Genomic DNA, 19704 nt, shown 5'->3' with positions numbered 1-19704 from the left:
GGGCCGGCGCAGGTGGGGACCGACTGCGGTGACAGCGGCATCGGCGGTCAGCCGCAGGGCGCGGCTGGAGCATCCGACGCGGAGTGGGTAAGGGCCGGGCAGGGTGTGCCAGGCGCACCGTTCGGTGTCCCGGATCGGGAACGCGCGAGCGGAAAAGGTGCTGGTGGGCGGCGCCGTGTGAACGCGGGCGCAGCCGCTACAGGGGGCGGGGCCGATGGTCCGCCGGGGTTTCGGGGAGACAGGGCGGTGCGTCACTCACCAGCGACACACCGCCCGACCGCGAGGCGCCATCACGTGCGCATCGCGACGCCATTACGTCAGTTCGAGCTCGGCTCTAACGTCGAGCCACGGATCACGAGGCTGGTGGGAATGATGCGCGAGGGGGCGGCCTCGGGCGATCTGCGCACGTGGTCGAGCAGCAGACGCGCCGCTGCCTCACCCATCTCCCGCATCGGCTGGCGGACGGTGGTCAAGGCCGGATAGGTGTACGACGCCACCTCGACGTCGTCGAACCCCACCACGGCGACATCCCGCGGAATCTTGAGGCCGGCCTCGTGCAAGGCCGCGAGCGCGCCGGCCGCCGAGGGGTCGTTGTGCCCGAAGACTGCGTCGAACCCCACGCCGTCCGCGAGAGCTTGCGCCACCGCGCTCCGGCTGCTGTCGAACAAGAAGTCGCCGCAGATGATGCTGCGCGGTTCGAGCTCGATTCCGGCCTGCGCATAGACGTCGACGAAGCCGTCCAACCGTTCCTGAGTACAGCCGTACTCATCAGGACCGGTCACCACCAGAGGGCGACGGCGACCGAGGTCCAGCAGGTGGCGCGCCGCCTGCTCACCGCCCTCCCGGTTGGTGGTGGCCACATAGGGGAATCCCGGCCGCTGGAAGCGGTCGTCTATCAGCACCACCGGCAGTCCGGCCTCGTGCAGTTCCGTGATGGCCGCCAGTGTCCCCTCGGGCTCTATCACCAGCAGCCCGTCGAACGACTTGGCAGCGACCTGCAGGCCCAGCCTGCGCAGTGACTCCTCACCGCCGTTCACGGTCAGCATCCGCAGCCCGAAGCCCTCGGTCTCCAGCGTCTCGACGACCGCCTGCACGATGCCGGCCCAGACCCAGGCCAGGTCAGGGACCAGCATGCCGATCATCTGTGTCGTGCCGCGTGCCAGCCCCACGGCCCCCGCGCTCGGCACATAGCCGAGCTCCGAGATCGCCTCGCGGACCTTCACGACGGTGTCTTCGCTGATCTCGCCCTTGGCGTTCAGCACCCGCGAGACCGTCGTCTTGCTGACGCCGGCCCGCGTGGCCACGTCGGCGATAGTGACTCCCATGTCACCTCCCCTCCCTTTCTGCAGAGGCGGAAGACTTCCCTCCCGCACCGAAGGGACGATCGTACAGAGACCCGTGTAACCGGTACCGGAAGCAGTCCCGGAACCGGTTTCGGTACCGGTTCCGGAAGTGAAGCATCGAGAGGCCCCACCGGTCAACACCCCGGAAACAACTCGTTAACGCGGCCGATCCCGGTCTCACACGAGGCCGCGGAAGCCTGCCGGTCGCCACCCACATCACGCTCTGACCTGCACAGTTGTCGACTCCAACCCGCCATGGCCGGGCTCGTTGGCGCGACTGCCGGCCGCCGCCGACGCCCGACGGACCGCAGGCCCGTCCCGGAGCAATCGCGCCCGAACCGTTGAGGCGCTGGCCGAATTACCCTTCATGATCGGATAATTGCTGTCAGTGATGACATGGGTCGTCGCTGACAACCCCAGTCGGCTGCGTGGACGTCGACGCCGCTGGGATGTCACTTTCGGTCCGTCCGCGCCGGGGCCGCAGTCAGTGCTACGCCGACGAGCCGCAGGACACTAGTCGTTCACGGGATTCTCCCCGTCCCAGGACGCTGAACCGCGAAACGATGACACGGCGCGGCGCCGCCTGGTCGAGCTACTGTGGGGGCCGTGGCGACAACGTACGACTTCCCCGACTTCTCTGGGGAAGCGAGGCTGTCGTAGTGGTGTGCACCTCGGGCTCGTACAGCTCAGCCAGTCGTGGTCGAACTCTGAGAGCAACTGAGTGATCCGCCGACGCTCTGCCGCAGATGGCGTCAGCGGGCCTGGTTCAGTGCCCGGGTCAGTTCCCGGTTAGCCGCCCGCGCGGCATCAAGTTCCTCGGTCCGCTCATCGAGCTGGCCCCTTATGCCGGCCAGTTCTTGTTCGAGCAACGTGGTGCGGCATTGAAGCTGGTCGATGTCTGCGGATGCGCCAAGGCCGGATTCCTGCCATGCGGTTTCACCGAGGCTCTCGGACAGACGCTTCTCCAACTGCCGGACCCGGACTGTCAGCCGCCTGTTCCGCTCCAGCGCGTTGGTCAGGTCTGCCCGCAGCGAGGCCCGGCTGACGGCCGCGATCCGGCCTTCTTCTGGTGGGGCTGCTGCGGCGGCGTGGACGCGTTCGAGGAGGTCGCGGTGCCGGTAGAGGTAGGGGCGGTCCACTCGTGCGGCGCGAGCCAGCCCGGAGACCGTGATGTCCTGGTCGCTTCGCAGCAGGACATCGAGGGCTTTGAGAACGCGTTCGCGGCGGCGGGCCGAGTCGGCCCGCCGCCCGTCGGTCATGCTGGTCATCCGGTTCACTCCGGGCGAAGGTCGGGCAGGGGCCGGCGGACGCGCGGCATGCCCAAGGACACGCCGCGGCTGCGGCGGACCAGCGCGACTGCCTCGCGAATCTGGGCTTGGTCCTCGTCGGTGAGCTCGTCGAGGTCCTGGCGCACCCGCTGAACCAGGCGGCGGACACGGGCAATCTCGTCGTCCGACGGTGTGGCCTCGGCCTTGGCCCAGGGGTCGGCGTTGGCCAAGGCGGCCAGACGTTCACGGTTGCGCAGCAGGTCGGCCAGGTATGCCTCAAGGTCGGGGAGGTAGGAGACGTCGGTGCGGAAGTGTCCGCAGCCCACGCAGCGGAAGCGCACGGGGCAGTCGTGGCCACCGGCCGCAACGTTGGAAGGCTCAGTGCAGGTGCCGTAGGGGACTTGGACGGAGCCGATGGCGCGGCGGGCGTGTTCGGAGTCGAGCAGGGTTTTTGCCTGGCGCCAGACGCGTGTGCCGTGCCGGTCGAACTGCATGGTCGTGACCCGCTCGACAGCTTCGCGGCGGCGTTTCTCGCCGACTATTGGTAGGGGCCGATATTCAGGAGTCGGAAGTAGGGCAGGCCCCCTTTGAGGATCTTGGCGGCCCTTGCCGATCAACGCTCATCGATGACGTTTCAGCAGTTCAGAGGCGGTGAGTGGTGTCGACCCGCAGTGCTTGTCAATCTGTTCCAACCCCTGTGCCCCCTCAATTGCCCCTGACGCTCCTTGAAAGTCCGCCCCATACGGCGTACCGGACGTCGCTCCAGCTCAGCGGGCGCGGTTGAAGCATGGTGCAGCGGATTCTCCTTCCAACGCGCAGTGGCCCCAGGCCGGTGGTCTGGACGGAGCCTCTATGACCGTCGGCGCCGGACAGCGTCTCAGCCGGCTGCGACGTAGACCTTTCGCAGGGTGGAGCTGACCTGCCATTCGGTCCGCTCCCCCGCGTGCAGGCGTACGACGACACCGGGGGCCAGTTCGATGCTCTTCCCGGTCTCAAATCGCACGGTCGCGTCTCCGGCGAGCACGACGAAGACCTCGTCGACCTCGACGTCGCGGACCGTACCGGCCGTCAGTGTCCACAGTCCGAGTTCGGTGCCCCTGAACTCGGCCAGAGTCTTCGCGGTTGCCGCCGGGCGTCCCGCGAGGATGTCGTGCTCTTCGAGTGCCAGCGGGTCGAGCTCAACCTCGTGTGCGTTGACGCAACGGTCCATCACGACACCATCCTTGTCCTTGGGTACAAGATCCGTCAGTTCTCGTCGACTACGAGATCCGACGCCGGGACCGAACAGCAGAGCAGAACCTGTCCGTCCCGGGGTTCCACGAGCGGGTCGACGAGGTAGGCCGTGCGGCCATGGACCGTTGCCGCGCAGGTCCCGCACACCCCGGCACGACAACTGGCGGGGAGTGTGAGTCCCTGGGCCTCCGCCAGTTCAAGGAGTGCTCCCGATTCGGGGCTCCACTTGGCGGTCACCCCCGATGACTTGTACGTCACCTGGAACGGTCCCGCGTGCGGTGCCGGTCGGGGGGTGATGTCCACGGTCCTCGGTGAGTAGAAGACGTCGTACCCGATCGAGCTCGCAGGTACGCCTGCCGCTTGTACGGCCGCCCTCATGTCCGTCACGAACGGGGCCGGCCCGCACAGGTGGACCTCGGTGGAGGCCGGATCGGTCAGGATGCCGGTGATGCGAGTGCCGTCAGGGCGTCCGGGGTTGTGGTCTACCGCTGTGTCCTCGGGCCGTGGCCCGGTCACGTACAGGTGCAGTCGGGCTCGACTCAACTGCACAGCGGCTTGCTGGAGCTCCTCCCAGTGCGGCAGGCTCTCGATGTCGCGGACGACGTGTACGAAATCCACCGGACGTTCGCTGCGGACGGCCGCCAGCGCGTGGGCCATGGCGAGCGCCGGAGTGATGCCGATGCCGGCGGTCAGGACCAGGAGCGGGCGCGCGTCCGCCGCGTCGACGACGGCATCTCCGAATGGACCGGTGACGAGGACCTGTTCGTCCCCGTGCAGCGCGGCCAGCCACGGTGACACGACGCCGCCCTCGCGGTACTGCGCGGTGATGCGTACGGGTCCCTCGCCAGCACGGCTGATCGTGTAGTTGCGCCATCCCGGAACGTCCAGGTCCGTGCGGTGGACCCGCAGGTACTGGCCTGGACGCGCCGCCGCGAGAGCGGGGCTCGGGTCCTCCAACTCGACGCTCGTTACAGCGGCGGCCGGCCGGAGGACCGAGGTCACCCTGGCCATCCGTGGCGCCGACGCCATCTCCGCCTGACTCAGTTGCTGGCTCTCGTAGGTGAGCGCGCAGCGTGGACCCATGTACGCATGGTCGCCGACCTGGAGGCTTCCCGGTGTCCTGACCTGGGCGTAGACCCCGCAGTAGAGGTGTCCGAAGTGACCCGCGAGGATTCCCGGGACGTTGACCTCGGTGGTGCCGGTGGCCGGGTCGACGGACGTGGCCCTGCACCTCTCTATGGGGCGCAGCACCTCCAGGTCGACCTCGCCGATGCGCAGTCGCCCGCCCAGGAGACCGAACTCCGCCCACGGGGGGAGACCGTCGACGTACAGGTTGGCTCTGAACCGCCGTGGATCGAGCGGGGTCTTCGCGACGCGTGCGATGTCGCGGACGGTGGCGAGGTTGATGATCGATATCGGGGCATCGGCGAAGTCCCACAGGTGGCTGCCCGAGGAGACCAGGCGCGCGGTCCGGCCCGGGGAGCCGAACCAGTGCTGTATTCGGGAGGCGACGAACTGGTCGTCGAGGCGCCCGTCTTCACGGAGCCGGACTCTCAGTTCTTCGCCGTCCCGGGCGGTGAGCACGAGTTCGGCGTCCTCGCGGGTAGCGTCCGATGCCGGCCAACAGCAGCGGAGGCTGCGTGGTCGTCATTCCTCCGCTCCGAGCACGGTCAGCCGCACCTGACCGGCGAGGCCGCCGCCGACCGAGATCGTCTGTGTGCTGGTCTCTCCCCGTGCCGCGAGCCACGGGTTCTCCTCCGTACCGGGATGCCAGAGGTAGTACGGGAAGTCGCTGCACGACAGTTGGAGTCGCAGGCGGTGACCGGGGCGGAGCCGGTAGCCCGTGTAAGCGAGGTCGATCTCGACGGCTTCGCCGCGCCGGGGCGGGAGCACCGTCTGTCCACGGACGAGCAGGTGGGCCGTACCGTCCGGAAAGACATCGAAGAGCTTGGCGAACAGATGCATACCGGGTGCGGTGGAGTCGACGGTGAGCTCCGCCCGTACCGGACCCGCCAGGTCGAGCGGTGTGGAGACCGGAGCCGCGGTGAAGGTCAGTACGTCGGGACGGGACTGGAGTCCGCTCTCGTCGACCCATTCACGCAGCGCGGAGAAGGGGTCTCCGGTGATGCTGGGCACCAGGTCGTGCGGGTCGTGTGTCCAGCGCACCGTGCGCGGTGCGTCGGCGGGGAGCTCCGGGTTCTCGTGCAGTGAGCCGCCATCCGCGTCCCGTACCGCCAGTTCGGGTTCGGCGAGGTGCAGCACCAGCTCGTGGGCCTGGGGCGGCGGCCAGGTCGTGGCGGTACGGGAGCCCACGTGGCCCAGGTGCCAGCGCACCCGGGGAAGCGACTCGGCGGGCCGCTCGCCCTTGAGGAACACGTCGAAGAACTCCAGTACCGGTGCGACGTAGCGGGCGACGGTCCGTCGCAGGGCATCGTCGTCGGTGTTGTGGTCGTTCTCCGGTTGTACAGGTGAGTGGGCGAGGCGGTGGTTCTCGTGGTCGATGGAGTCCGCGTGGAGATAGGTCAGCGGGCCCCATGCGGGGTGTGCCGCCATGGCCGTGTAGTCGCGCATGGACTCGCCGAGCAGGTTGTCGAACCAGCCGACCCCGTGCAGCGTCGGCACCGGCCTTGCCTGGAACGGGTGCCCGAGGGGGAACGGGTCGACCGGCTGGGGATGCGGTACCCAGCTGTCGAAGGCCGCCGACCTGGCTCCCGAGGCTTTGAACGCCTCCTCGAAGGTCTCCAGGAGGGGGCGGCGATCGTAGTCGACGTGGACGTGGACGATGTCGCGGGAGGCCCAGTAGTCGGCGAGGTACTCCGCCCCGTAGAGCGTGACGATTCGCTCCGGATCCCAGCGGGGCACCGCCACGGCCAGTTCCATGGATGTGACGCGGGGCACGATCGCCTTGAGGGCGGGGTGGCCGGAGGTGACGGCGGCCCACTGGGTGAAGCCGAAGTAGGAGTCGCCGCACATGCCCACGACGGCGTCCGACCACTTCTGCCGGGTGATCCACTCGATGGTGTCGTAGCCGTCCTCGGCCTCGTGGACGAAGGGGACGGTCTCGCCCTGGGAGCGGAACTTGCCGCGGACGTCCTGGACGACCGTGGCATAGCCGTGCGCGGTGAGTTCCGCGGCGATCTGTTCCATGTAGCAGTAGCGGCTGTTCTTGTCGTACGGCAGGCGGACCAGCACCGCGGGGTGACGGCCCGGGGACGCCGGGAGGTAGACGTCGGTGGCGAGTTCGACGCCGTCCCGCATGGGGACCATGTACTGCTCGGCCGCCGCGCTCAAGGGGGCGGGGCCGATGCGTTCGGTGGCTATGGGCATCGCGGAAGGTCCTTGTCAGGCTGGCGTGTTGGAGGCGGCGCGGGCCCCAGCCGGGCCGGGGGACGGCGGACAGCAGGCGCTGCGTGTACGGGTCCTGCGGGTCGTCCGAGATGCGGGCGGTGCCCCGGTTCCTTCTGCGCCCCCGCGCGTCATCCGGTTCACAGGAGGCGGCTTCATTCGCGCTGTTCGCCGAAGAGGCCGCTGGGCGCGAAGGCCAGTTTCGCGAAGCGTTCGCCGATGCGGCGGTGGGCGGCGGCGTCCGGGTGCAGGTCGTCCGGCATCGGGAGTTCGACGGCGTCGGCCTCGCCGTAGAGGTCACGGCCGTCCATGTAGTAGAGGTGGGGGTCTTCGGCCGCTCGCTGTGTCACGATGCGGGCTAGTTCGTCACGGATGATACGCAGGGTCAGTTTGCCGCTCACGACATCGGCCGGGTCTCCCAGGGCCCGGAAGCGGATCTGCCCAGTACTGAGGGCGGTGTGGTCGATGTCGACGGGACCGGGTGTGTCTTCGAAGATGGGGCACAGGAGGGGTGAGACGACCAGCAGCGGTGTGACGGGGTGACCGTCGCGGATGGTGTCGAGGAAGCCGTGCACGGCCGGGGCGAAGGCACGCAGGCGCATCAGGTCATGGTTGACGAGGTTGATACCGATCTTGAAGCTGATGAAATCGGCGGGGGTGTCACGCATCGCACGGGCGGTGAACGGGTCGAGCAGGGCGCTGCCGGCCAGGCTCAGGTTGATCAGCTCCACGCCGGCGAGGGCGGCGGCGGTCGCGGGCCAGGTGGTGCTGGAGCTCGCGGCGTCGGAGCCGTGGCTGATGGAACTTCCGTGGTGCGACCACACTTTCCGGTCGGACTGCGGGGCGGGCTCGACGGGGGCGTCGGTGCGCAGGGCGATCAGTTCGGTGGTCTCGTTGTACGGCAGCCAGATCTCGACGTCCTTGGCGCGGTCGGGCAGGTCGGCGAAGCGGAGGGTGCCGGCCGGGCCAGGCTGCTGCTGGGTGGTTCCGGCGTCCAGGTCGAGGGTCAGCGTGTTGCCTCCTGCGATGCTGCCCCGCCCGGCGGGGCGGCCATCGATGAACAGGTCATAGACGCCGTCGTCAGGAGGCAACGGAGAGCCCGCATGGACGCATTTCGTGGGCAGTGCGTCGAGTTCGACGACGGTGGCACGGGTACGGAAGACCAGCCGTACGCCGGTGGGCTGGCCCTCGGCCAGGAGGAAGCCCGGGTCGGCGCACTGGGCGCGGGCGTGGGCCGGCAGCCGGTGGGGCAGCACGCCCTGATTGGTGCGCTCCAGGTCAAGGGCGCCACGGAGAAGGTCCGCAGTCACGGGGATGGTGATCCACTGAGGTTCGGTGCCCATTGCTTGTTGCTCCTGTGGATGAGGGGGCGGCCCGTTGTCGTCCGGTCTGTCAGGTCGTGGCCGCGCGGTGGTCGACGGTGGCTACCGCGCTGCCGGCGTCGGCCTTGATGAGCGGGCCTTGGGTGATGCCGCTCGCGTTGAAGGCGTCGAGGAGGTGTCAGTTGGCGCGCCCGGTGTTTGATGAGTCCTCCGGCGGCAGGTGCGCCCTCGGCGCGCGGTGGGACAGCGAACTCCCGGGGAGTGCCGTCAGCCGCCCGCCTCTTGGGGCGCGATGGCGTGCTGGGCGTCGGCCCGGCGGCGGGGTACCCAGCCCGGGCGCGGCACCGCCGACAGGAGGGTCCGGGTGTAGGGGTCCTGCGGGTCGTCGAGGATGGCGGCGGTCCCTCCCGCTTCGACGACCCGTCCCCGGTGCATGACGACGCAGTCGTCGCTGATCTGGCGTACGACGCCCAGGTCGTGGGAGATGAAGAGGTACGCCACGCCGGTCTCGATCCGCAGGTCGGCGAGCAGGTTGATGATCTGTGCCTGGACGCTGACGTCGAGGGCGGCGACCGCCTCGTCGAGGATGAGCAGCCGCGGTTCGAGTGCGAGGGCCCGGGCGATGGCGGCGCGTTGGCGCTGGCCGCCGGACAGGGCGCGGGGGCGGGCGCCGCCCTGACGCTTGTCCAGGCCGACCTGGTCGAGGAGTTGGGCGACTCGTTCGCGTCGGCGGTCGGCGTCCCAGGGGAAGTGGGCGCGCAGGAGTTCCTCGATGGCCGCCTCGATGGTCTGCTTGGGGTCGAGGGAGGTGTAGGGGTCCTGGAAGACCATCTGTACCTGGCGTGCCCGGGTCCTGCGGGCTCCGCGTCCGGCACGGGACGCCTCGACGGGATCGCCGTCCAGGATGATGCGGCCGGACGTGGAGGCCTCCAGACCGGCGACCATGCGGGCGACCGTGGTCTTGCCCGACCCCGACTCCCCCACCACGGCCAGCGATCCCCCGGGCGGCAGGGCGAAGCTGACGTCGTCCACGGCCACCAGCTCACCAGCGGGCTCGCCGGCGGAGGCGCGGACATGGAAGACCTTGCGGAGGCTGTCCAGGCGCAGCAGCTCGCTCATACCGTCTCCGTCTGTTCGTCGTGCTGGTGGTCGGCGTGGCCGCCCGGCTCGTAGGTGATCCGGCCCCGTAGTTCCTCGGCCCGGTGGCAGGCCACCTGGTGGTCGTCGACCGTGCGCAGCGTCGGCCTCTCCTCGCGGCAGCGGTCCTGCGCGAAGGGACATCGGTCGGCGAAGACGCAGCCGGGGCCCGCCTCGAAGGCGGACACGGGGCGGCCGGGGATGGCCCACAGCCGCTTGACGTCGACGGTGCTGGGGCGGGAGGCGAGCAGGCCGACCGTGTAGGGGTGCAGGGCGGTTTCGTGCAGGGTCTTGGAGGCCGCGGTCTCCAGGATGGTTCCCGCGTACATGACGGCGATGCGGTCGGTGACCGCTGCCGCCAGGTCTAGGTCGTGAGTGATGAAGACCAGGGCGAGGCCGCGTTCACGGCGCTGCTCGTCGAGGATGGCCATCACCTCCTCCTGCGTGGTGACGTCCAGGGCGGTGGTGGGTTCGTCCGCGATGAGCAGGCGCGGGCGCGTCAGCATCGCGGAGGCGATCATGACGCGTTGCAGGAGGCCGCCGGAGAGTTGGTGCGGGTACTGCCTCATTCTGCGGGGCGCGTCGGTGATGCCGACCTCGCGCAGGAGGGTGACGGCGCGTTCCTCGGCCTCCCTGCGCGGCACCTTGGCCTCGCGCAGGGCTTCGGTGAGGAAGTCGCCCACGGTACGGATCGGGTTGATCGCCGCGCGGGGGTCCTGGTAGATCATGGCCACTTCCGAGGCGCGGTAGCTCCTCAGCGCGCGACGGTCCATCGCGGTGACGGACGTACCGTCGAACAGGACGTCGCCGCCCGTGGCCGATCCGTACGGGAGCAGGCGCATCAGGACGCGGGTCGTCATCGACTTGCCCGAGCCCGACTCTCCGACCAGTCCGAGCGCCTCACCGGCGCCCACCTCGAAGCTCACGTCGTGCAGCACCCGGCGAGGTTCACCGCGCACCGGGATGTCCAGGCTGAGGTGGCTGACCCGCACGAGGGGATCGGCTCCGGTGGGATTCGGCCGGCTGCTCATGCCTTGACCTCCGCGCGTTCGGCCAGTCGCTCGCCCATCATGTTGAAGGCGACGACCGTGAAGATGATCATGAAACCCGCGGCCAGCGACTGCTGCGGATTGCCGTTCAGCAGCGACGTACGGCCGTCCGAGACCATCAGGCCCCATTCCGCGCTGGGTGGCTGGATGCCGAGGCCTACGAAGGAGATGGCACCGAGGTCGAGCAGGCTGGTTCCGAGCGAGATGACCGCCTGGGCCCGGACCACCGGCAGCACGTTGGGCAGGATGTGGCGTACGCAGATCCTGCGCCCGGACAGTCCGGCGATGGTGCAGGACTCGATGTAGGGCAGGTTCCGCTCCCGCAACGCCGCCGAGCGAACCACTCGTGCGATGTAGGGCGTGTAGGCGACCGCCAGCGCGGTCACGGGCGCGGTGAGTCCGGGCCCGAACAGTACGACGCTGAGCACGGCGAGGAGGAGCGCGGGGAAGGCGAAGACGATGTCGAAGACGCGGGTGAGGATCCGGTCGAACCAGCCGCCGAACCATACGGCCGCGACGGCCAGGGCGGTGCCCGCCGTCGTCGCGATGACGACGATGAGTGCCGGGCCCATCAGGCTCAGCCGTGCGCCGTACAGCACGCGGGAGAAGATGTCGCGCCCCACGGAGTCCGTGCCGAACCAGTGCTGCCCGGAGCTTCCCTGGTTGGCGGCCAGGATGTCCGTCTGGCTCGGGTCGTACGGTGCCAGCAGCGGGGCGGCCACGGCCACCAGGACCACCAGGGCGCACCAGACCGCGGACAGGATCAGAACCGGGTCGGCCTTCCTCCAGCGCGGAAGGCGGGACAGCAACGGGACCGTGGCCCGCGTGCTCGTCACGGTGGTCATGGGCGGCCGCCCTTCGTGCGCAGTCGGGGATCGAGGACGGTGTGCAGAGCGTCGACCAGTTGGGTGGTGACGACGAAGACGACGATGATCAGCGAGGCGACGGCGAGGACCACGTTGTAGTCCTTGGCGCTGACGCTGCGCAGCATCAGTGAGCCCAGGCCGTCGATGCCGAAGGCCTGTTCCACGACGGCGGCGCCGGCGAGCAGGCCGGCGACAGTGAGGCCGAAGACGGTGGAGATCGGGATGGCCGCGTTGCGCATCACATGGCGACGGAAGACGGTGACCGGTGGCAGGCCCCGCCCCTGGGCCGTCTCGACATGCTCGCGCGCCTTCTCCGTACGCAGGGACGTGCGGGTCATCTGGGCGAGCCAGGCCCACCAGCCGATGGCGAGGGCCGCGGCGGGCAGAGTCATGTGCCGGAGCTGGTCGGTGAAGCCGCTGCCCGCTCCGACGGCCGGGAACCAGCCGAGCCCCAGCGCGAAGACACTGATCAGGATCGGCGCGGCGACGAATCCGGGCACCGCGATGGCGACGGAGGTGAGTGCGGCCACGGGGCCGTTCAGCCTGCGGAAGGCCCCGCCGAGCACGCCCAGGAACAGGCCGAGCGCCAGGATGAGCAGTGCGGAGTACACGACGAGGAAGACGGTGGTGCCGAGCCGGGGCCCGAGGAGGTCGGTGACGCTGCTGTTGCGGTAGACGAGGGACTGGCCGAAGTCCCCCCGGGGAAGCCCGGACAGCCAGTCGAAGTACCGCACGACGAGAGGGCGGTCGAGTCCCAGTTCGTGGTGGAGCTGGGCGAGACGTTCCGGCGTCGGGTGTCGGCCGGCGAGGGCCAGCGCGGGGTCTCCCGGGGCGGCGGCCAGGGCCGCGTAGACGGCGAAGGTGGCCACCCCGATGGTGAGCGCCGCGCCGGCCAGGCGGCGGGCCACGACGCGCGTCCACCACAGGGCGCGGCCGGAGACCCGGGACAGAGAGGGTTGCAGAGTAAGCGTCATGATCCATGCGATACGTCCGGCCTGGGCCGCGTACCTCCTCCTTTCCAGCGAGGGCCGGGATCCGGAGCACGGACGCCCCGGATCCCGGCGAGGTCTAGCTCGACGAGCCCAGCGTTGCCAGCGAGGGCGTGAACATGTAGGCCATCGACGTGGTGGCCCCGGTCAGCTTGTCGCTGAAGTAGGAGATCTCGTACGGCGCGACCAGTGAGGTCACGCTGTAGCTGCTCTCGAATCGCTTCTGCAGCGTCAGGACGTGCGAGGCGCGTTCACGGGGATCCTCGATGCCCCGGGCCGTGGTGTACGCCTTGGTGGCCACCGGGTCGTCGAACCCGGTGAAGTTGTAGGGCGATCCCGGCAGGGCGAAGAATCCGAGCAGTTCCTGCGGGTCGGTCGTCTGGTTGTACCCGACCGCGATCATCAGGTCGATGTCCTTCCTGGCCGACGGGTTGACGAAGGCGTCGCCGTACTGCAGGGGCTGCATGGCCTCGATGTCGACGGTGAGGCCGATCTCCTTGGCCTGCTGCTGGATCAGCTGGGCGACCTGGGACTGGGTCTCGTCGCCGGCCATCGTGACCAGCTTCAGCCTCTCGCCCGTCGCCTTGCTCGACGCCACGAGCTTCTTGGCGGCGTCGAGGTCGTAGGCGTTGGCCTTCTCGTACTGGCGGGCGGCCTTCTCGTAGAGGTCCTCGGCTCCCTTGTCACGCGAACTCGGGGGAAGCGCGGTGTAGTTGGCGGTGGCAGCGCCCTTGAAGACGACGTCGGCGATGCCCTTGCGGTCGACGGCCTTGAACAGCGCCTCGCGCAGGTTCTTGTCCGCCAGCGGTCCGTCGGGACGGGCGACGGAAAGCTCCAGATACTGGAAGGAGGGGCCGTAGTGCAGGGAGCCACTGGTGGAGGACTTCAGGCTGGAGACGACCGCGGGCGGGATCTCCCAGGCGCCGTCGACCTCGCCGGAGGCCAGGGCCTGGCTGAGGGCGGTGGAGTCGGTGAGGAACTTAAGCGTGACGTGCTTGGCGTGCGCCCGGTAGTCCGGGTTCCAGTAGGCGTCGTTGCGGTCCAGCTCTATGGCGGAGCCCGACTTCCACGAGGCGAACTTGAACGGGCCGCTGCACATCAGCCCGCCCTTGGCGGTTCCGATGTCCTTCCCGGCCTTCTCCGCCCATGACTTCTCGATCACCGCCCAGCCTGGTGCCGCCAGCTGCTTCACGAACTGCTCGTCGTGGGAGGAGAACGTGACGGTCACCTCGTAGCGGCCCGTCGCCTTCACCGACCTGGCCGTCTGGAGCAGACCGCCGGTGAGGGATCCCGGACCGATGGCCCGCCCCATGCTGTAGGCGACGTCATCGGCGGTGAGGTCCTTGCCGTCCCAGAACTTGATGCCCTTCCTGATGTTCAGGACGAACGTCTTCTGGTCGGTCCACTTCCAGGACGTGGCCACGTTGGGCTTCAGGTCGAAGTCCGGGGTCAGCCGCAGGATCGGGTCGCACAGGTTGGAGATGACCAGGTCCGGGCTGTAGTCGATGGCCTGGAGCGGGTCGATGGAGCCGGGCTCGCCCTTCGGCAGGGCGATGGTGACACCGTCGACATCCTTCGCGGCCGCGGCGGGGAGCTGGCTGGTCAGCTTGGGCTTCGCGGCGTCCGACGATCCCTTGGCGTTGTCACCGGCGCCCCCGCAGGCGGTGGCGAGCAGGGCGCTGGTACAGACGACGCCGACCAGGGCGGTCGTACGGCGTCTGGCGGCGGGGGGTGCCGCGACCGCGGCGGGAGGGGTGGTGTCCATAACAAGCGTGCTCCTTACAGGGCGCCGTCTGAGGCCGACGGAGTGGCGGAGGGGGCGGGGAGCGGGGGGCGGCGGGTGTGCCAGGCGGTCGCCTGCTCGAAGGCGACGGCTGCCTGGAGTACGGCGGCATCGGCGTGGTGGGGGCCGATGATCTGGAGACCGACGGGAAGGCCGTCGGAGTCGAAGCCACAGGGCACGGAGATGGCGGGCAGGCCCGCGTGGCTGGCGGGCTCCGTCAGACGGTGGAAGTCGATACCGGGGACCGCGACCAGGTGGCCCTCGTTCTGCGCCGGTCCTCCGGCGGGGCCGGGGTGGGGAAAGACGGTGTTCGGCATGGTGGGGGTGATCAGCAGGTCGTACTCGGCGAAGACGGCGGCGAACCCCTCAGCGATGCGTCCTCTGGTCTGGACCGAGGTCCGCCAGTAGTCGACCGCCGACCTCGTGGACGCGAGTGACGCGATCTCCGAGATCATCGGGTGGGAGGAGGCGGGGTCCCAGCCGTGAGCCTCGACCAGATCCCGCAGGCCCACCGCGAACGCCGGCGCCCAGAAGTCCTGGAAGTACTGGACCGGGTCGGGCAGGTCGACCTCCACCGGCCACACCGACGCCCCCAGCACGTCGGTGAGGACCGCGCCCGCCTCCTCGACCAGCCGCAGCACCTGCGAGGCAACGTGACCGTGGCCGAGGTCGGGGCTGTAGGCGATGCGCAGACCCCGCAGCGACAGATCGCGCAGGGCGTCCGTGAAGGGGGCGGGCGAGGCCGGCAGGGAGAGCGGGTCGTGCGGGTCGGGACCGGCCGTGGCCTGGAGCATCAGGACGCAGTCGGCGACCGTGCGGGTGAGAGGGCCCGCGGTGTCGACGGAGCCGTAGACGTCGGCTTCGCCGTAGACCGGGATACGGCCCATCGACGCCTTCAGGCCGACGACGCCGCAGCAGGAGGCGGGGATACGGATCGACCCGCCGCCGTCGCTGCCCCAGGCCAGTGGAGCGCAGCCCGCGGCCACCGCGGCCGCCGCACCACCGCTGGAGCCGCCCGCGGTCATCGCGGGGTTCCAGGGATTGTTGGTGACCCCGGTCAGCGGGCTCTCGGTGACGCCCAGCATCCCGAACTCAGGAGTGCAGGTCTTGCCCACGAGCACGGCTCCGGCGGCCTTCAGCCGCGCCCAGCCGAGCGCGTCCTTGTCCGGCACGTGGTCCTTGTAGTGCACAGAGCCGTACGTCGTGCGGACCCCGGCGGTGTCGGTCAGGTCCTTCACCGAGACCGGCACACCCAGCAGGGCGGGCAGGTCCTCGGCCGGTTCGCTCAGCAGCCTGCGTTCCGCCGCACGGGCGGCGGCCAGCGCCTGCTCGGGGACGGTGGTCACGAAGGCGTTGATGACCGGCTCAACGGCCTCGATGCGCGCCAGCACCGCCTCGACCGCCTCCACCGGGGACACCGCACGGCTCCGGTAGGCGGCCGCGAGCTCGGTCGCGGACATCTCCCACAGTCGGTCAGTCATCCGTCGCCTCCTTCTCCTGGGACGCGGACGCGTCCGCGGTGTCAGCGGGCAGCCACAGGACACGCCAGTCGGCGGTGAACCCGGGACGCTCGCGTCCTTCGACCTCCACCACACACTTCAGCAACAGCACATGGCCCTCGCCCTTCGGCTCGACCTCCTCGACGGTGGCGTGCAGCCGCATGCGCTCGCCGACGAGCACCGGGGAGACGAACCGCACCCGGTCCAGGCCGTAGTTCCAGCCCTCGACGGTGCCGGGTTCCGGCCCGAAGGTGTCGCTCATCAGGCGGTCGAGCAGGCCGAGCAGATGGAAGCCCTCGATCAGACCGTCGGGGTAGAAGTCCTCGGCGAAGGTGGCCTCGCCCTGGTCCTCGTCGTGGTCGAGGTAGGTGGCGTGCTCGAACGCGGGCAGCCGGTCCTGGTCGACGGCGAACCAGTCGCCGACAAAGGTACGGCCTCGCAGCGCGGGCACCTCCGCGAGCCGCACCCGGACGGCACCGGAGGCCCGCGAGGAGTCGGGAGGAAGCGTGGAAGCGAGGTCAGTCATTGCGGGCCACCAGGAGGGAGTCGGCGATCAGGACGCGTCCGGTGCCGTGCTGCACGAACGCGGGATTGAGGTCGGCCTCCGTGAGCAGGCCGGCGAAGTCGGTGCCGAGGAGCGAGAGCCGGTGGGCGGCGTCGGCGAGCGGGCTCGTGTCCGTCTTGGGCAGGAGGTTGCGGTAGCCGCCGAGGAGGGTGCCCAGCCGGGTGCGGTTGATCAGTGCGGCGGCCTCGTCCGGGCCGACCGGCGAGAGCGCGGAGGCGGTGTCGGCGTACAGCTCCACGAGTGTGCCACCTGTGCCGACGGTGGTGACGGCGCCGAAGACAGGGTCGGCGACGAATCCGAGCAGCGCCTCGGTGCTGTCCGCGGCCACCTGCTGCTGGATCTCGAAGCCCTCGATGACGGCCTCGGGGTGGGCGGCGCCCACCCGGGCGGCGATGTCCTCGACGGCCTGCCTGAGCGCCGCTTCGTCGGCTACTCCGAGGACCACTCCCCCGACGTCCGAGCGGTGCGGCACGTCCGGTGAGGAGACCTTCACCACCAGGGGGTAGCCGTGCTCGTCCGCCCACCGCACGGCCGCGTCGGCGTCCGGGACGACGGCGGACTCCACGAGCGGCAGGCCGTACAGCGCGAGCAGCCGCCGGGTGAGGTCCGCCGACAGTGCGCCCCGGTGCTGTGCGACCTCTTCCTTCAAGGCCTCCACGGCCTCGGCCTCGGGGTGCCACCGTGCTCCGGGCCGGACACCGTCCGCCACCGGCTGCCGGTTGCGGGCCAGTGCCTGGAGCGCGACCAGGGCATTTCCGATCCCGCGCAGCACGGGGACGGCCGGACCGGCCTGTTCCTCGCACCGCGGCTGCACGCTGAGCGCGGAGCTCGACGCCACGACGACCGGCTTGCCCGGCGCACTCTCGGCGACCGCTCTCGCGGCGCGGAACTCGTCGGCCTCGTAGTCGGTCTCGGCATCGGTCATCGTCGCCTGCGCGTCCAGGACGACCAGCACGGAGTCCACGGCGTCATCGGCGGCGATCAGCTCGACGGACCGCCGGAAGCCACCGTCGGGGTATTCCACGCTCCCACCAGCGTCAAAGGGGTTGTGGCCCAGCGCACCCGGCATCGCGGACTCCAGGCCACGCGCCGTCGCCTCGGCGAAACGCGGGATCGTCAGGCCCCGGTCGGCCGCGAGGTCGGCGGTCAGCGCGGCCTGACCGCCCGAGATGGTGATCACGCCCACCCTGGTGCCGGTCGCCGCGGGAAGCTCCGGTACGGCCAGGCACTGAAGTACCGCCGCCATCTCGTCGTAGTCCGTCACCACCGGCAGATCCAGCTGATCGAACAGTGCCTGGTAGGCCGCGCCACTGCCGATCAGGGCTCCGGTGTGTGCTGTCGTCGCGGCGGATCCGACACTGCTGCGGCCCACCTTGAGGACCACTACGGGCTTGCGTGCGGCGCGCATCGCGGCCACGCCCTCGACGAAGGAGGGCACGTCCTTGATGGACTCCAGGAGCACCCCGGCGGCGGTCGTGGCCGGGTCGCGGGCCAGCCACGAAAGGTAGGCCGCGGTGGTGGCGCCGTATTCCCCGCCGGTCGAGACGATCTTCGAGTAGCGGACCGGACCGGTCGAGTGGGCGATGAAGATGGCGGCGGATCCCGACTGCGCGACCAGGGCCACGTTGCCCGCCGGTAGCCGGGTGATTCCGCTGTCACTGATCCACAGGGGTACCCGGTCGGTGAGGTTGATGACGCCCATGCAGTTCGGGCCGTGGACCATCATGTCGCTCGCCGCGGCGAACCGGGCGACCTCCAGGGCCGTGGCGGCGTCGAGACCGGCCGTCGGCACCAGCGCGGAACGGCAGCCCGCCTTCTCCAGACCGCGCAGGGCGTCCAGGACGGCCGGGGTCGGCAGCGACACGACGGCGGCGTCGATACCGGTCGGCAGTGCACCGATGTCCGGGACCGCCTCCAGCCCCTCGACCGAGGATGCCACCGGGTGCACGACGTGCAGGTCTCCGTCGTAACCGGCCTGCCGCAGGTTGCGCAGGACGTCATTGCCGCTGGCCCGCTTCTTGGCCGAGGCGCCCAGGACGACGACGGATCTGGGGCGCAGCAGGGCCGTCAGACCATCGGGGCGGGAAGGGTACTCGGGCATCGGGCGACTCCGGGTGACAGGGGATGCGCGGCAGTGGCCGACGCCGCTGACGGCGGTCGGACCTCGCAGGATCGTGGGTGCGGTTGCTCCCGGCCGGCTCGGCGTTGATCGCCGGAGCAGGGACCGGGCTCGGCTCCGCGTACGGGCAGGGTGTGCCGCTCTGCGGAGGGGGCGCCGACGAGCTGGAGCTCGCGAGACGACTGGGACGCGGGGGGTTTCGAAAGGGATCCCCCGTTGTGTTTTCAGGAATGTATATCGAGGGATATTCTTCGGCAAGAGTGTCGACGACACCACTCCCATGCGTTACCTGTCGTTTACGCGCCGAGTATTTTCGAGGCGTCCCACCCGGCGAGAGTCACACGGGCCGCCCCACCTGCTGCCGAAAGCGAGAAGCTGTGCCCCGCTACGTAGACCACGACCAGCGCCGGGCGGACATCGTCGAGGCGGCCAAGCATGTGCTCGCCAACGGCGGCCCCGCCGAACTGACCATCCGTTCCGTGGCCAAGCGGCTCGGCGGCTCCATCACCCTGGTCACACACTTCTATCCGACACGGCCCGAGCTGATGCGGGCCGTGGTCACCGCCATGAACGAGGGCTACGACACGGAGCTCGCCGACCTGGAGACCGGCGCCGACGCGCACGGCCGGCTGCGCATCCTCCTGGAGTGGATGCTGCCGCTCACCGATCAGGAGTGGGTGAACGAGAGCGGCAGGGTCCAGCTGCTCAGCCAGCGCGGCAAGGACGCGAGCTTCGAGGAGTTCGCCAACTCCACGGACGCCAGGATGCGGGACCTGCTGCGGCGGCACCTGGAGCCGCTGGTTCCCGAGGACCGGGTGGAGACCTACGTCGATCTGCTGCGGGTGACCGTCAACGGCATCGTGCTCGCAGCCGTCGAGCACCACGACGACTGGCCGGCCAAGCGCCAACTCGCCGTACTGGAAGAGGCTTTGACGGCCTTCGACCTCCGGTAGGCCGACCCGGAAGACGTTCCGCCCATGGACTCGATGCCGCATTGAATCGGTTCAATCCATTGACGCGAGTCACGAGGTGTGACTAGGTTCGCCCCGTCTTATGAGGAAATGTTCTCGGCATTCGGCCGAGGAGACTCACGGACGCCCTCTGCCACCGGGCGTCGTCGCCCGCGGCGGCTCCCCACGACGGCCCGTCGCTGTCGGCCGTTCACGTCGCTCTCCCGGCGGCGCTT

The 19704-nt window shown here is 69.8% G+C and carries 16 protein-coding genes; 1 reads left to right on the top strand and 15 read right to left on the bottom strand.

The window, feature by feature from the left end; translation table 11 throughout:
- Nucleotides 1–317: 317 nt before the first annotated feature.
- The 15 genes from OG841_RS46430 to OG841_RS46360 all read right to left on the bottom strand — a co-directional run bounded on the left by OG841_RS46430 (nucleotide 318) and on the right by OG841_RS46360 (nucleotide 18500).
- Nucleotides 318–1325, bottom strand: a complete 1008-nt coding sequence (locus tag OG841_RS46430; protein ID WP_328635815.1) for a LacI family DNA-binding transcriptional regulator — start codon at nucleotides 1323–1325, stop codon at nucleotides 318–320.
- 770 nt (nucleotides 1326–2095) lie between these two features.
- Nucleotides 2096–2611, bottom strand: coding sequence for a DUF6262 family protein (locus OG841_RS46425; protein WP_328635816.1), 516 nt, complete (start codon nucleotides 2609–2611; stop codon nucleotides 2096–2098).
- Between the two features lie 5 nt (nucleotides 2612–2616).
- Complete coding sequence (locus OG841_RS46420) at nucleotides 2617–3105, bottom strand: hypothetical protein (RefSeq protein WP_328635817.1); 489 nt, start codon at nucleotides 3103–3105, stop codon at nucleotides 2617–2619.
- A gap of 383 nt (nucleotides 3106–3488) precedes the next feature.
- The gene (locus OG841_RS46415) at nucleotides 3489–3821 is read right to left on the bottom strand and encodes a cupin domain-containing protein (protein WP_328643422.1); all 333 of its coding nucleotides are present in this window, start codon (nucleotides 3819–3821) and stop codon (nucleotides 3489–3491) included.
- A 35-nt stretch (nucleotides 3822–3856) separates the two neighbouring features.
- A complete protein-coding gene (locus OG841_RS46410) occupies nucleotides 3857–5428 on the bottom strand; it encodes an MOSC domain-containing protein (RefSeq protein ID WP_328635818.1) in 1572 nt (523 codons plus the stop codon).
- A 63-nt stretch (nucleotides 5429–5491) separates the two neighbouring features.
- Nucleotides 5492–7171: a CocE/NonD family hydrolase gene (locus tag OG841_RS46405; RefSeq protein WP_328635819.1), complete on the bottom strand. Its 1680-nt coding sequence runs from the start codon at nucleotides 7169–7171 to the stop codon at nucleotides 5492–5494.
- A gap of 173 nt (nucleotides 7172–7344) precedes the next feature.
- The gene (locus tag OG841_RS46400) at nucleotides 7345–8532 is read right to left on the bottom strand and encodes a lipase (RefSeq protein WP_328635820.1); all 1188 of its coding nucleotides are present in this window, start codon (nucleotides 8530–8532) and stop codon (nucleotides 7345–7347) included.
- Between the two features lie 246 nt (nucleotides 8533–8778).
- Nucleotides 8779–9630 (bottom strand): ATP-binding cassette domain-containing protein, encoded by an 852-nt coding sequence (locus OG841_RS46395; protein WP_328635821.1) that lies wholly within the window; start codon nucleotides 9628–9630, stop codon nucleotides 8779–8781.
- Nucleotides 9627–10679 carry an ABC transporter ATP-binding protein gene (locus tag OG841_RS46390; protein ID WP_328635822.1) on the bottom strand — a complete coding sequence of 351 codons (1053 nt, stop codon included), beginning with the start codon at nucleotides 10677–10679 and terminating at the stop codon, nucleotides 9627–9629. Before OG841_RS46390 ends, OG841_RS46395 begins: the two co-directional genes overlap by 4 nt.
- Entirely contained in the window at nucleotides 10676–11542 is an 867-nt protein-coding gene (locus OG841_RS46385) for an ABC transporter permease (RefSeq protein WP_328635823.1), read from the bottom strand. Before OG841_RS46385 ends, OG841_RS46390 begins: the two co-directional genes overlap by 4 nt.
- Nucleotides 11539–12537 (bottom strand): ABC transporter permease, encoded by a 999-nt coding sequence (locus OG841_RS46380; protein ID WP_328635824.1) that lies wholly within the window; start codon nucleotides 12535–12537, stop codon nucleotides 11539–11541. The genes OG841_RS46385 and OG841_RS46380 overlap by 4 nt, the downstream gene beginning before the upstream one ends.
- A gap of 94 nt (nucleotides 12538–12631) precedes the next feature.
- Nucleotides 12632–14317, bottom strand: a complete 1686-nt coding sequence (locus OG841_RS46375; RefSeq protein WP_328635825.1) for an ABC transporter substrate-binding protein — start codon at nucleotides 14315–14317, stop codon at nucleotides 12632–12634.
- A gap of 14 nt (nucleotides 14318–14331) precedes the next feature.
- Nucleotides 14332–15816 carry an amidase gene (locus OG841_RS46370; RefSeq protein WP_328635826.1) on the bottom strand — a complete coding sequence of 495 codons (1485 nt, stop codon included), beginning with the start codon at nucleotides 15814–15816 and terminating at the stop codon, nucleotides 14332–14334.
- A complete protein-coding gene (locus OG841_RS46365) occupies nucleotides 15809–16360 on the bottom strand; it encodes a hypothetical protein (RefSeq protein ID WP_328635827.1) in 552 nt (183 codons plus the stop codon). The genes OG841_RS46370 and OG841_RS46365 overlap by 8 nt, the downstream gene beginning before the upstream one ends.
- Nucleotides 16353–18500 (bottom strand): acetate--CoA ligase family protein, encoded by a 2148-nt coding sequence (locus OG841_RS46360; RefSeq protein WP_328635828.1) that lies wholly within the window; start codon nucleotides 18498–18500, stop codon nucleotides 16353–16355. The genes OG841_RS46365 and OG841_RS46360 overlap by 8 nt, the downstream gene beginning before the upstream one ends.
- 395 nt (nucleotides 18501–18895) lie before the next feature.
- Here OG841_RS46360 and OG841_RS46355 point away from each other — a divergent pair, with 395 nt between their 5' ends.
- Nucleotides 18896–19471, top strand: a complete 576-nt coding sequence (locus OG841_RS46355; RefSeq protein ID WP_328635829.1) for a TetR/AcrR family transcriptional regulator — start codon at nucleotides 18896–18898, stop codon at nucleotides 19469–19471.
- Nucleotides 19472–19704 lie beyond the last annotated feature (233 nt).

This window comes from Streptomyces canus, assembly GCF_041435015.1.
GTDB lineage: Bacteria > Actinomycetota > Actinomycetes > Streptomycetales > Streptomycetaceae > Streptomyces > Streptomyces canus_G.
This window is presented reverse-complemented; position numbering and strand designations above follow the sequence as displayed.